The organism is Prosthecobacter sp. (genome assembly GCF_020439865.1).
GTDB lineage: Bacteria > Verrucomicrobiota > Verrucomicrobiia > Verrucomicrobiales > Verrucomicrobiaceae > Prosthecobacter.
The window spans coordinates 16,933-28,939 of sequence record NZ_JAGRPF010000221.1 but is presented as its reverse complement, the minus strand read 5'-3'; the positions used below and the strand labels follow the sequence as shown (position 1 = coordinate 28,939).

The following is a 12,007-nucleotide window of genomic DNA, read 5'->3' as shown; positions in this document are numbered from 1 at the left end:
GTTGGCGGAAAGGCTGGCTGGTGGGTGCCGCAGTCATGGGCCGATCCTCCCACGCCCCTCGGTTCCGGTAAATGGCGTTATCCCGACAGTTCAGATCTTAGGCAGAATGCCGCCAGCAGACACAGCTCAAAGAACTGCAAACCAACGCTCGCCGCCAGGGCGTCGAGAACGTCCAGGGAGGCCGAAGTCTTCACCATGAGGATCTCCGAGAGGTGGGAACGGGACACGCCGGAGTGCTCCGCCAGCTCGGAAATGCTCCAGCCCAGCCGTTCCATGCAGGCGCGCAGGGCCAGCGCCTGCCCCGCGCAGCTCAGGCAGTGCCCGTTCCTCCGGCAGTGCTCGATCACCTGCTGCGGCGTCAGCTCAAACACCGGCCTGCGCCGCGCCCTCGGGAACGGGGAGACGAAGGAATCTACGGGAGGTGAACAGGAGACACGTCGACCGCGACGTTCCTTCGGCTTCATGGCAGGCAGAGATCAGGTCCTGGCTGGGATCGTTCGCGCCGATGCTGCCCACGCCCTGCCGTCCCGTCCATTGGCCATTGACTGATTCAAGCGTGAATCGAAGACCTAGGTAATATTGAGCGGCATCTTTAACGCTTTGCCTGAGTTGCTCAGAATGAGTGGATTCACGAAAACGGAGCCTGCTCCCTCAAGGAACGGGGATCTCCGGTCCCCGTCAGACCGGGAATTAGACCCCTTCCATGCTTGAGTGCCTGCCGGCATTCTTGAGAGGCACCTCAAAAAATCACCGGTATTGGCAGGTCTGCCAATAGACAGGAGCAGTCCTTTTGGGCTTAAATCACGATCATTTCGAACGGACAGCTCGATTCTCCACCTGATTCACTCCCTTCCGGCCATGGCCATTCCCTCCAAAGTCTCCGAACGTCTGGCGACCTCCCTCTACGAGTACCACACTCAGCGTCAGGCTGTGATCCGTTTCCTCTTCGGTGCCATGGTTGTCAGCGATTCAGTGGTGGATACGATGCGGCTTGAACTGAAAAAGGTCTCGCCCGGCGTACGCTTCGACAACGAAAATATCCGTCAAGCCCTGATAACCAAAGTCATCAAACGCGAAGTGCTCGAAGGCGACAAGGCTACCGAAGCCCAACGCAAGATTGGTCGCGCTATTGCGAAAGTCGCTGTACCGAAGGTCATTCTAATTGGTTGCCGAGGGGCTGACGCCGTCCCTCAGAAAGAGCTAGCGAGCCATTGGAAAGGTTAATTGAGATTCAGGCATTCGTTAAAATGTACTAATGTATTACAACAATTGCGGATAAATCAGTTTTAAATATTTGATTTGAACAACCAATTGAAGATCCAAGATTCTGTATGGCGATTATACCGAAACTCGATTCCGTTCCGATTCGAAAAGCAGCCGGTGCAAATATTGAAGCGATCAGAGACTTGGATGGATGGTCTTTACCTCTATTTGTATTCGATTATTCATCGAAAGAACCGACACTGTATGTTACCGCAGCCTTCTTAGAGCATTTGCGCCTATCAAACATTAATGAGGATTCAACATTTGCCAGTTTGATCCATCCAGAAGACAGAGTTGATGTGGTTGCTGCTTTTGAGGGAATTGTAAACAGGCGCTTATCCCAAGGGCAGATTAAATATCGATTAGTTTATAACCGGAACCAATTTTCATATCGATACCTTTGGGTGACTTGCGTGCTCGCGAGACGAGTATTGGTGACCAGTTCAAAAAGTGCAAACACGATAACAGGAGTTCACCTTAACATAAATGATGTCATCAATCAGTTGGATTTTTTTGAACGCTTTCTCGACAAATTCTCGGGCTTTGCTTTTGCAAAAAGTGCAGATCATCGGTTCATATATGTAAACAAGACCTTGGCAGACGCTTTAAAAAAATCCAAAGGTCAAGTTATAGGCCGGACAGACGAGGAATTGCGTCCGGATGCAAAAGTTGAGAATAGGTTTTTTTGGGCGCAGGACGAGGCAGTACTGAGTTCAGGGCAAGCAAGTAATATTCCCAGGGAGGTCTTCACAAAGCCTGACACGGGTGAAAAAATCATTTTGGCAACTAATAAAAATCACATAAGGGGCCCAATTGGGGCGACCGATTTCAATGAATGTCTTGTAGGTTTGTCCGCCAACATCACTCAATTGGCGGGAGAAATCGGTGAAGCTGAGAGTTTGTTAGACATGTTAAGGGAGCCTGGATATAGCTTAGCCAGATTGGCTGAAACTATTTCCAATGGGCTAATCAAAAATCACTTGGTAAGTGATGGGCCATTTCAAAAAGTAGCAATTTTCAAATTCGAAATAGCTCGTGACTGCTTTACTAAACTCGCTGACGTTTCTGTGGATGCCGCGAGAACAAAGGTTGAATTTGAAGAAATTCAGATACACGACTCTTTTGGTCCAGACAGCGCTTTGTTCATGAGATTGCAGGATGATCGCAAAGCGTTTTCTGTGCTAAGAGATGCTGAGGTTGATTTTCCTGATATTGGAAAAAATCTAGGTTCGCTGATTGTTGTTCCAATCTATGGCCAGCCACCAACAAATCCAAACGGTCCTCAGCAGATATGGGGGGTGATGATTGTGTTTGGCGGTGACATTTTCCCAAGTGGCGAGACTGACTTCGGTAAATTCCCTGAGAGACATGTGGCTGTGATAGAAAAGGGCATCGTGCGTTACTCGGAGCAAGTTGCGATTGCAATTCGATTGGCCGAGGCATTTGATTCAAGACAACTCACAACAGCATCATTGTTGTCGTTATATATGGAGGCGCATGACCTGCGTAAATCTCTACAATCGGCAACATGTGCCGTTGATTTAATCCTTGAATCATCATCCGGCGACTCTGTCGGTTTAGACGAGGACCATAAACGTTCATTGTTGGCTTCAGCAATGGATTTTATGATGCGTGCATCAAACTGGGCGGATGTGTGTGCGACTTTGGGTTATCTAATGCGATGCAGCGCACCTCAAGATCAGCCCTTAATAAGAAGCAGAGGTAAGATGGTGAATGTAAAGCGTTTGTGTAAAGATGCCACTGAGGACGTTGTAGGGTCATTGCGAAGGGGGCTCCCTGTGGAGATCGAAATTATCTGTTCTGAGGAAAATACCGATCTAAATGTTCATGGAGACGAGGTATTGATCGGACACGCAATTTTCAATATGATCCAAAATGCGATTGAGCATGGATTAGAATGGGGATCGGAAAAGAAAGATGGAAAAGTTTCGATTTCAATTTTCCGAGATGAAGTAAACTCGCAGATTGAGATTTCGGTGTCTCATAATGGGAAAGCACCAGACGGGAGGATTGTAGCAGCAGTTAACACTTTGTTCGCTACCGATGTGGGAGAGTTTTCATTGTTGCCGGGTTTGGGTTGGGGGTCGGTCATTATTTGGTGTGCGGCGAGAATGCACGGTGGGGGGGCATCATTGACAATTCATTCGGATCAATCACATACGACTTGCTGCCTATTTCTACCTGTGCCAGAATCATCACCGTGAATTCTTTTCCATCGGTGCCTAGAAAATGGATTATCATCATTGACGATATGGATGATTCCCCTGCTAGTTTCCCCAATCTGCTTAAAGTGGTTATTGAAAGAAATACACATGGAAATGTTGGCGTTGCAACAATATGCGGAGTGCTGATTGCTAAGTCGTTGGACTTCGTAGATAGGCAGCGTCAGGAGATCGAAGGGGACGGTGGGGTGGTTGCCGGTTTTTTGATCGATTTATTTGATCGGAAAGCTCAAAGTGCGGGGGTGGAATTGGCAAAAGCTATTCAGGCAGAGCCCGATCTAAGTGATATACCCATAGTAATTTACACGGATAAGCACGCAGAGATCAACGAAACGAATCTCTCTCAACAGGCCAACATTAGGAAAGTATTGCGGAGAGACTTGGCTAGGCCGATGGCTGAATTTTATCGTATTGTTTTGGATGCTTTTGGCCTGTGAAGCGAACCCCAAAAATCGGGCCGGAATAGGGAAATGGGTAGGGCGGTGAGCAACTGGCTGAAAGGCAAGGGAAAGGGGACGATCTGTGACAGGCGGGAGGAGGGGGATGCGTCCTTCTCTCAGGCTACGGAGCACATGAACGAGGAGGCTTTGAGACCGGGAGATGGGACGACCGCCGTTGTTCCCGAATTGACAGGGCCGGAGGCGGTGGGCCATGATTTGAGATGATGACCGCCACTGCCACCGCGCTGCCATGGGCCGGCCTGAACGCCGATGAACAGGCACCGGGGCGGCCGTCCGGTTCAGCGGACCGGGGAGGGGCGGCGTGAACCATGTGCAATCTCCTGCGCTACAAGGACCGGATGCAGCAGGCCTTTGCTGAATGGGAGTTCAGCGACGTGCGGATCGAGCCGAAGGTGTGCCATCGCGTGCCGCCGTCCGCGCCGGCGCCGGTGATCACGGTGCGGGAAGGCAGGGCGAGGATCAGCATGATGAACTTCGGCTTCAGCACGCCGCGGGGACGGCAGATGATGGCGCGGGGAGAAACGGTGGGAATGCTGCCGATGTTCAAGAAGGCCTTCCGGCAGCAGCGCTGCCTGATCCTGGCCCACGGCTTTTATGATTCGGAGGATGTGGGCCGCTACCGCCAGCCCTGGCACCTGCACCTGAAGGACGACTCTTTGATGTGCTTCGCCGGTCTGTGGGAAGAGCGCCCGGATGCGGAGAATTTCACCATCGTGAGCGCTCCGGCCAACCGCGTGGTGGCCCGGGTGATCGACCGCATGCCGGTGATCCTGCCGCAGCCGCTGTGGCGCTCCTGGCTGATACCGGAGGCGCGGCCCGAAGAGCTGCAACCGATGCTCACGAGCTTTCCGCCGGAGCTGATGGAAGCCTACCCGGTGACACGCCGGGTGAACCAGAGGGGTTTCGACGGTCCCGAGTGCATCAAGCCGATTGTGCCGGAGCAGGGGGATCTGGGGTTGTTCTGAGAGGGGGAGACTTGGAGATGGGGAGACTCTGAGACGGGAGCAGGCGGCATGAAGGAAGCCTTGTGTCCGCTGTGGCCACGGCTTAGATGGTCGGCAATGAAAAGGCACGCGATTACCACTGTTGGCTTTGTCATGCTCAGTGGACTTTTGTCCGCTAAAGATAAGGTGCAGTATGACTATCAGGGGCAAATCATAAGTCCCGCGCCCAAAGATGAGGTTTGGCATAGTTCTGCGGGATGTTTTAAGATCGTCGAGGCCAATCCTGGCAGAATATTGCAAGAGCTCTTCCCCAGACACCAAGGTGTTCACTATCTCAACAAAGCGCACACGCGGTATATTTATGTCGGCGCGGAGAATTTGCCCGAGGATCGTTTCTTCTCTGCAGTTGTTCCCTATGATGACATGGAGAGCCGATTGAAGTTCCTGCGGGATCTCGGCAAAGATCTGGGACTTAAGTTTGAGCTGAAGAAGAAGACGTTCCCTTGCCGGTTGGTTAGCGATATCGCCAAGCCCTATCCAGAAACATGGACGCCCGATGCGGACTACTATAGATCGAACGGTCTTCTCTCCAAGCTCCCAGTTCTCTGCGTGCTGCATCGATGCGCACGGAAGGCGACTGACGAATTTCAAATGATACTCGACACGAAGGATAAAGAACTCAGCCGATACCGCTTGTCGACTCTCACGCAGGAAATGAATCCTGATGAGATTCTGACCGCGCTAGGGATGCCGGTTGATAAAACTCCCCGGGAATTCTCCTGCTTGGTGATTCATAGGCTAAATATCAAACCAACTGCCGAACAAGGCGACGCTGTCCGACCCGCCACCTCTTTGGAGTCGAATGCTGAGGGCAAGAAAAAAACCAAACCCGAACCGGAAGGGCGCTCCCAGTAGCGGGTGGCAGGTCTTGAACGTTCGGCTTTAAAATGAAATTCGTCTTACCTCTCTTGCTGGGATTTCTATTCGGTGGGTGCCAGTCAGTCACCGAAAAGGCCGGCCTTTCGAAGCTGTTTCACGAGGCGATCAACCGACATGGGGAGATGGTATTTAAAGACAGCTCAAATCTCGGAGCTGACTCGGATGGATCCATTCTGACCTTGCATTTCCTGCCTGATTCCAAGGTGTGGCTGTATACATGGGGCAACGGCTTCTCCAACTATTCCGGCACCTACGCATTCACGGACCCCAATGGAATTGAGCTTTCCTTGGACCGTCAAATCTGGCCTCGACTACGTCTCGCACGCGAGGGTGGTTTGTTCATTCTTGAGAGGCTGGACGGGCTCAGATCACTGACAAAAAGTTATGTCCATACGGACCTGGAAAGTGGAGTTCGGACCATCGTTGATGATGGAGATATCTATCCTGAAGCCAGACCGTCCATTTTTCCCCTCACCCAGAGGATCGCTACAGCCGAACAAAGCGCTGGTGGCAACGGCTCGTAGCAGTCGGTCGCATGAGCGGAGTCTTGCGCTCGCCGTCGCCACCGCGTAAAACATCAGGTAATTCGACCCTTTTATGAGCAAACGATCCGCCGGTGTTGCCTTCTGCTGTCTGGCAGTGGTGTTGTTTTTGTCGCGTTACGTTTTCGCCCTCTGGTATGGCGGAGGACCGCGCATGAGCTGGAGCAAGCAGCTTTTTAACGCCTTGCTTGAATACGTCGGGATCGTGCCGTGGGTGTTTGCCGCCGTGTTTCTCGCTGCCGGGATTGTTTATCTGATTCGTGGTGAGCGTGAGCCATGAGCGGGGGGGGAGACTTTGAGATGGGGAGACGTGGAGAGTTCTTGGTTCTTTGTTCCTGGTTCCTGGTTCGTCGGAGCTCGAAGAGCGGAGATGGAGGGGGCTACGGCTGTTGCTTCCAATAGGATTGACGTGTGCGGCGGAATTGGTTCTCATCAACCCGTCAGACCACACCGTCGCTGAAATGAAGAGAGCCCTTGTCATCGTTGTCCTGGCTGTTGTCGCCAACGTCGCCTATCGTGCGCTGCATCAATCCGGCGTGGAGCAGGCGCGAGAAGAGGCATACGCCGAACTCAAAGCCCTGCCTCCCGTCGCCCGAGATTTCACATCGCCAGAGGGAGCGATTCTCTGCCTGGAGGACGCCTACCGCCGACACGACATTGAGGCGGCGGTTGCGGCCAAGGATTTCAAAACGGAGGCGAGGCTGATGCTGCAGAGGGCTGGCTACAAGGACTTCGTTGACGAGGGGATGATTGCCAGGACCTCGGAGGCATTGGCTTCGGGATTCCGCATGAGCACGACCGCCAGCTGGCCGGACGTTGAGGGGGGGGAGTCGTTTTTCACCAAGCGGGAGCCGCACGCTGACAAAGTGGTTCTTGTGACCGAAGTACGGCGTCTTCCTGACGGCGGCGTCTTCCAGCAGCAGTTGCTGGTGGCGGAGACACCCGAAGGATGGAGGGTTCTGAATCCAGTCTACAAATGACGTTAGCTGAAGTTCAAACGAGGTGGCGGGTCGGAGTCGCCCGGTGTGGGTGAGTGGCGATTCTCGGGAGGCGGCTGACTTGCTCGCTTGTGGGATGACTCAGCGTGTGAGGCTCTGCCACACGGCGGGGAGCCGTTCACGCACGAGCTTGAGACTGTTGGCGGGGAGCAGGTCCGGAGTGAGGGGGATGTTTTTGGTGTCCTCGAAGTCCATTTGGCCGGGAGAGCGGGAGTACTTGTAGTCTTTGTCGAGGCTGCCGTCGGCGGTGAGCTGGATGCCGACTTCTTCGACGCGTGGAACGGAGAGGTAGAACTGGCCGCGGTCGAGGGCGCAGGTCTCGCCGGGTTTGAGGCGGAGCTTGGATCGGGCGAGTTCGCGGAACAGCTCCCTGGCGGTGGCTTCGGCGGGATTCACGAAGAGGCGTTGTTCGGCGATCATCTGGCTGAAGGCGGCTTCCTTGCGCAACGAATCGAAGGCGGTGTCGATCTCGCTTTTGGCGAGCGGGTAATGCGTGCAGCCGAGGACGATGGTCTGCAGCGGTGCTTGCGGTTTGGAATCGCGGTAAGCTTCCGCAAGGGCGCGTGCTTCCTTCAAGGCGTAGGCGGCGACGGAGTCAGGAAACGCCGCGTCGCCCTCGATGGCACCGGCCAGGGTAGGACTGCCCTGCTGGGCGATGACGGGGACGCTCTTGCCCGCAAGGCCGAGCGTTTGCGTGATGGTGCGCGGATAGACGCCGCTGGCGCAGGTGCCGACGGTGGCGAGTACTCCGATGCCACCGGTGGTGTTCGATTCGAGCACGCCCCGTGCTCCGGCTTCAACCACACCGACGACGATGACGGGAAGCTTCCATGCGGCGAGAGCCTTGCGGATGTCCTCGAGACCGTAAGCGGTGGCGGTGTTGCAGGCGATGACGATGGCTTTGACGGGCGGCTTCGTGTAGAGCGGTGTCTCGCCCTGCACGGGCCAGGCGCGACGGCCGAGGAGGAAGATGGCGTCCTTCACGATGAGTTCGCGAAGGTAGTCGGTGCGGTTGACGGCGCTGTAGTTGCCGTAGGGCATGTTGGCCTGATCACCAAAGTAGATGAAGCGCTCCTGGGCGAAGTCTGGCACGCCGTCGGCGCCGGGCTGCAGTGTGTCGTTGTGAAAAACGTCGAGCGTCAGCAGCGCCTCGAGCACGGTGAGGCCGCCGATGCCGGAGTCGAACACGCCGATGGGCAGATGGCGTGTGGCTTCCGCATCACTCCAGGCGCCGGCTTCGAAGGTGAAGGCGGCTTTGCCGTCGGGATGACTGCGTACATGTTCGATGAGATCACCCGCGTGAAGCGGGCCAACGAACAGCAGCAGGACGGCGAGCGCTTTCATGTGAAGAGGAGTTTTCCAAGAATGACAGCCATCGCCATGCCAACTATGTCAGCTGTCAGTCCCGCGGCGAGCGCATGGCGGACGCGGCGGATGCCGACGCTGCCGAAGTAAACGGCGAGGACATAAAAGGTGGTTTCGGTGGAGCCATACATGATGGCGGCGGTGAACTTGAGCTGCTCGCTGATCTCAGGACGCAGGAGAATGTCATTGAGCACGCCCAGCGAGCCGGAGCCGGTGAGGGGACGCATGAGGGCCATGGGCAGCAGTTCCACGGGAAAGCCGATGAAGCCGAGCACGGGCCGCAGCACGTACTCGAGCAGCAGCAGCATGCCGGAGCTGTTAAACACCGCGAGCGCGGCAAGCATGGCGACAAGGAAGGGCATGATGCGCGTGGCGACGGCGAAGCCTTCTTTCGCTCCTTCGACGAATTCTTCATAGACCTTCACGCCCTTGGCCATTCCGACACCAAGCGTGACGACGAGCACGATGGGAATGGCAAGGCCGGAGCCGCCGTTCATAAAGCGCTTCCACACGGGCTCGATCTGTGTCTCGGTGGCATCTGCGGAAGCTTTTGCGGCGGCAGGTTTGTGTTTCGCCTTCTCCACGACCTGGCTGAGGCCGGTGGTTTGCAGCACATTCTGTCGCACGGTGGCGGGGAGGAACTCAAGCGTGGCGCAGGCGCCGAAGAGGACGAACAGCGCGATCATCCAGAACTTCCGCTTTGGCGTGATCGTGCCGGTGGCGCCGCTGGTTTGATCCGCGGTTGCGGCGGCGGATTCCACCAGATCATCAGGCTGAAGAGCGAAGAAGGGCAGCCGGCCGTAGAGCTTTGCCGCGACGACGGCGGTGACGACGGTGCAGGCGGTGGCGAGAATGGTCGGCACGATGATCTGATGCGCGCCCTTGATGCTCGCCGCGTTGAGGTAGTTGATGGCCGTCATGGGCATCAGCGTGAAGGCGGCGGTGTTCATGGCGAGGAAGGTCACCATCGCATTGCTGGCGGTGTTCTTGTTCGGATTGAGCTCCTGCAGATGCGTCATCGCCTTCAGGCCGAGCGGCGTGGCGCTGTTGCCGAGGCCGAGCATGTTGGCTGCGAGGTTCATGATCATGGCGCTCATCGCAGGATGATCGCGCGGCACATCAGGAAAGAGCCTGCGCATGATGGGGGAGAGGGCGCGCGCCGCGAGCTCCAGCAGCCCGGCCTTTTCCATGACGCGCATGACGCCGAGCCAGAAAATCATGAGCCCGGCCAGGGGCAGCGCGATGTCCATCACGGCTGCCTTCGATTTGGAAAGGATGGCGGCGACGATGCCGGAGTCTCCCGACACATTGCCAAAAAGAGCGGCGGCGCAGAGGCCGGCGAGCAGGAGGAAGGACCAGATGTAGTTCAGCATGCGGAGGAAATGACAACAACGCGGTAGCCAGAGGCGGCGGCGATGCGTAAACGTTCATGCTCAAGCCTCAAGAGGCAACTGTCTTTACTCCCTTCCATGCCCTGTCCAATCCAGCTCGCAAGCAAGCTCTGCGGTCTCAGCCAGCATGTCATCCGCATCTGGGAACGACGCTACAATGCGCTGAGTCCGAGCCGCACCCAGACAAACCGCCGCATGTATTGTGACGAGGCGGTGAAGCGCCTGAAACTGCTCAAGGTGCTCACGGAGAACGGACACCGTATCGGACGCGTGGCGGGGCTTTCCACCGCCGAGCTGGAGGAACTGGTGAGTAAAACGCCTTTAGTGCTGGCAACCGCCGCACCGGCCGAGAATGCGATGGAGCCAGAAGCGTTCGTGGAGGCCTGTGTGGCCGCTTCGAAGAAGTACGACTCTGACGGTCTTCGGCAGCTGCTGCTGCAGGCGCGGCGCCAGTTGGGACAGCGCGGCATGCTGCATCAGGTGATTTGCCCGCTGATTGTTCAAATCGGCAACAGCTGGCAACATGGCAGTCTCCGGCCGAGTCACGAACACATCGCGACATCGGTGATTCGTGAGCTGTTGATGACTCCGGTGCCAGGCAGCCAGACTGCTGCGCATGCTCCGGAGCTCATTGTTGCTACTCCAGCGGGAGAACTTCATGAACTGGGTGCGTTGATCGTGGCCGCATCCGCGCGTGATTTGGGTTGGCATGTGACCTACCTCGGACCGAACCTGCCGGTGGAGGAGATTTCCGCCTGCGCCGTCGCCCGTCATGCCACTGCCGTGGCGCTGAGCGTGGTTTATCCGGAGAACTGTCCGGTCATCGAGGAAAAACTTCGCCGTATGCGCGAATTGCTGCCGGAGGGGATGCGATTGATCGTGGGGGGGCGTGCAGCGGAGGGCTATCGTGCGCGTCTTCCGGAGGTGCGGATTCAATGGGTGAGCTGTCTGCACGGACTCGATGAGGCTCTCTGCAAGAATCAACGGTGACGTGGGTTGCACGCGGCTCTGCCCCCTCTAGTCTTCGCGCGATATGCTTCTTTATCGTACAACCACCGGCTGCTTCATTCAAACTGCGACCTCCTGGCACGCTGTGCCCGAGACCAACTGGGATGCCCTGCTCGAACTCGTGGGCCTGCCCGCCTACCTCACGCAGATCGTTGATACAACGCCGGAGGTGAACGCACCGGAGCCGGAGAGCATTCTCGCTCCGATCGTTTCTCAGGAAGTGTGGGCGGCCGGCGTGACCTACTTCCGCAGCCGCACCGCGCGCATGGAAGAGAGCAAGGATGCTGGCGGGGGCAGTTTCTATGACCGTGTGTATGCCGCGGAGCGCCCGGAGATTTTCTTCAAGGCAACACCGCAGCGCGTGGCGAATCCCGGCCAGCCGATGCATCTGCGCAGTGATTCGAAGTGGATGGTGCCCGAGCCGGAACTGACTCTCTGCCTCAACTCACGCGGCGAGATCGTCGGCTACACCGTGGGCAATGACCTTTCCTGCCGCGACATTGAAGGAGAAAACCCGCTCTATCTGCCGCAGGCGAAATGCTTCAAGCTCTGCGCCGCACTGGGACCCGCACTGCTGGTTCAAAGCGATGCTCCTGATCCCGCTACGCGCATCCATCTGCAGATCGACCGCCATGAAGCCTGCGTCTTTGAAGGTGAAACGACAGTTTCTCAATTGAAACGCAGCCCTCAGGAACTCGCCGGATTCCTCTTCCGCGACAACACCTTTCCGACCGGGACTTTTCTCATGACCGGCACTGGAATCGTGCCAGGTGACGAATTCACTCTGCAAAGCGGCGATGTCGTCAAGATCACCATCGACGGGATCGGCACGCTCGTGAATCCGATGGCATAA

At 56.2% G+C, this 12,007-nt stretch carries 13 protein-coding genes; 10 read left to right on the top strand and 3 right to left on the bottom strand.

The genetic code is table 11. The features are described from left to right. Positions 1–77: 77 nt before the first annotated feature. Entirely contained in the window at positions 78–464 is a 387-nt protein-coding gene (locus tag KDL09_RS24045) for a helix-turn-helix transcriptional regulator (RefSeq protein ID WP_294391096.1), read from the bottom strand. A gap of 394 nt (positions 465–858) precedes the next feature. Here KDL09_RS24045 and KDL09_RS24040 point away from each other — a divergent pair, with 394 nt between their 5' ends. From KDL09_RS24040 to KDL09_RS24005, 8 genes are all read left to right on the top strand, one after another. Continuing rightward, positions 859–1,224 carry a hypothetical protein gene (locus KDL09_RS24040; protein ID WP_294391091.1) on the top strand — a complete coding sequence of 122 codons (366 nt, stop codon included), beginning with the start codon at positions 859–861 and terminating at the stop codon, positions 1,222–1,224. 107 nt (positions 1,225–1,331) lie between these two features. Further along, positions 1,332–3,488: an ATP-binding protein gene (locus tag KDL09_RS24035; protein WP_294391089.1), complete on the top strand. Its 2,157-nt coding sequence runs from the start codon at positions 1,332–1,334 to the stop codon at positions 3,486–3,488. After that, positions 3,485–3,943, top strand: a complete 459-nt coding sequence (locus KDL09_RS24030) for a hypothetical protein (RefSeq protein WP_294391086.1) — start codon at positions 3,485–3,487, stop codon at positions 3,941–3,943. Before KDL09_RS24035 ends, KDL09_RS24030 begins: the two co-directional genes overlap by 4 nt. 332 nt (positions 3,944–4,275) lie before the next feature. Beyond that, positions 4,276–4,932 (top strand): SOS response-associated peptidase, encoded by a 657-nt coding sequence (locus tag KDL09_RS24025; RefSeq protein ID WP_294391083.1) that lies wholly within the window; start codon positions 4,276–4,278, stop codon positions 4,930–4,932. Positions 4,933–4,980: 48 nt separating this feature from the next. Then, positions 4,981–5,826, top strand: coding sequence for a hypothetical protein (locus tag KDL09_RS24020; RefSeq protein ID WP_294391080.1), 846 nt, complete (start codon positions 4,981–4,983; stop codon positions 5,824–5,826). Positions 5,827–5,858: 32 nt separating this feature from the next. After that, on the top strand, positions 5,859–6,374 hold the full coding sequence (locus KDL09_RS24015; RefSeq protein WP_294391077.1) for a hypothetical protein: 516 nt from the start codon (positions 5,859–5,861) through the stop codon (positions 6,372–6,374). Positions 6,375–6,447: 73 nt separating this feature from the next. Further along, positions 6,448–6,672: a hypothetical protein gene (locus tag KDL09_RS24010; RefSeq protein WP_294391075.1), complete on the top strand. Its 225-nt coding sequence runs from the start codon at positions 6,448–6,450 to the stop codon at positions 6,670–6,672. Positions 6,673–6,853: 181 nt separating this feature from the next. Next, positions 6,854–7,372 carry a hypothetical protein gene (locus tag KDL09_RS24005; protein ID WP_294391073.1) on the top strand — a complete coding sequence of 173 codons (519 nt, stop codon included), beginning with the start codon at positions 6,854–6,856 and terminating at the stop codon, positions 7,370–7,372. Between the two features lie 99 nt (positions 7,373–7,471). Here KDL09_RS24005 and KDL09_RS24000 read toward each other — a convergent pair whose 3' ends face one another. Continuing rightward, the gene (locus KDL09_RS24000; RefSeq protein WP_294391070.1) at positions 7,472–8,734 is read right to left on the bottom strand and encodes an aspartate/glutamate racemase family protein; all 1,263 of its coding nucleotides are present in this window, start codon (positions 8,732–8,734) and stop codon (positions 7,472–7,474) included. Then, positions 8,731–10,128, bottom strand: coding sequence for a nucleoside recognition domain-containing protein (locus KDL09_RS23995; RefSeq protein WP_294391067.1), 1,398 nt, complete (start codon positions 10,126–10,128; stop codon positions 8,731–8,733). Before KDL09_RS23995 ends, KDL09_RS24000 begins: the two co-directional genes overlap by 4 nt. Positions 10,129–10,224: 96 nt before the next feature. Between KDL09_RS23995 and KDL09_RS23990 the strand changes: the two genes are divergently transcribed. Together KDL09_RS23990 and KDL09_RS23985 are read left to right on the top strand one after the other, a co-directional pair. Continuing rightward, positions 10,225–11,136 (top strand): MerR family transcriptional regulator, encoded by a 912-nt coding sequence (locus tag KDL09_RS23990; protein WP_294391065.1) that lies wholly within the window; start codon positions 10,225–10,227, stop codon positions 11,134–11,136. Positions 11,137–11,179: 43 nt separating this feature from the next. Next, entirely contained in the window at positions 11,180–12,007 is an 828-nt protein-coding gene (locus KDL09_RS23985; RefSeq protein WP_294391062.1) for a fumarylacetoacetate hydrolase family protein, read from the top strand.

Excerpts from the sequence above, each read along its gene's own strand:
- KDL09_RS24045 (WP_294391096.1), bottom strand. The coding sequence starts at position 464 with ATGAAGCCGAAGGAACGTCGCGGTCGACGTGTCTCCTGTTCACCTCCC.
- KDL09_RS24040 (WP_294391091.1), top strand. The coding sequence starts at position 859 with ATGGCCATTCCCTCCAAAGTCTCCGAACGTCTGGCGACCTCCCTCTAC.
- KDL09_RS24035 (WP_294391089.1), top strand. The coding sequence starts at position 1,332 with ATGGCGATTATACCGAAACTCGATTCCGTTCCGATTCGAAAAGCAGCC.
- KDL09_RS24025 (WP_294391083.1), top strand. The coding sequence starts at position 4,276 with ATGTGCAATCTCCTGCGCTACAAGGACCGGATGCAGCAGGCCTTTGCT.
- KDL09_RS24020 (WP_294391080.1), top strand. The coding sequence starts at position 4,981 with ATGAAGGAAGCCTTGTGTCCGCTGTGGCCACGGCTTAGATGGTCGGCA.
- KDL09_RS24015 (WP_294391077.1), top strand. The coding sequence starts at position 5,859 with ATGAAATTCGTCTTACCTCTCTTGCTGGGATTTCTATTCGGTGGGTGC.
- KDL09_RS24010 (WP_294391075.1), top strand. The coding sequence starts at position 6,448 with ATGAGCAAACGATCCGCCGGTGTTGCCTTCTGCTGTCTGGCAGTGGTG.
- KDL09_RS24005 (WP_294391073.1), top strand. The coding sequence starts at position 6,854 with ATGAAGAGAGCCCTTGTCATCGTTGTCCTGGCTGTTGTCGCCAACGTC.
- KDL09_RS24000 (WP_294391070.1), bottom strand. The coding sequence starts at position 8,734 with ATGAAAGCGCTCGCCGTCCTGCTGCTGTTCGTTGGCCCGCTTCACGCG.
- KDL09_RS23995 (WP_294391067.1), bottom strand. The coding sequence starts at position 10,128 with ATGCTGAACTACATCTGGTCCTTCCTCCTGCTCGCCGGCCTCTGCGCC.
- KDL09_RS23990 (WP_294391065.1), top strand. The coding sequence starts at position 10,225 with ATGCCCTGTCCAATCCAGCTCGCAAGCAAGCTCTGCGGTCTCAGCCAG.
- KDL09_RS23985 (WP_294391062.1), top strand. The coding sequence starts at position 11,180 with ATGCTTCTTTATCGTACAACCACCGGCTGCTTCATTCAAACTGCGACC.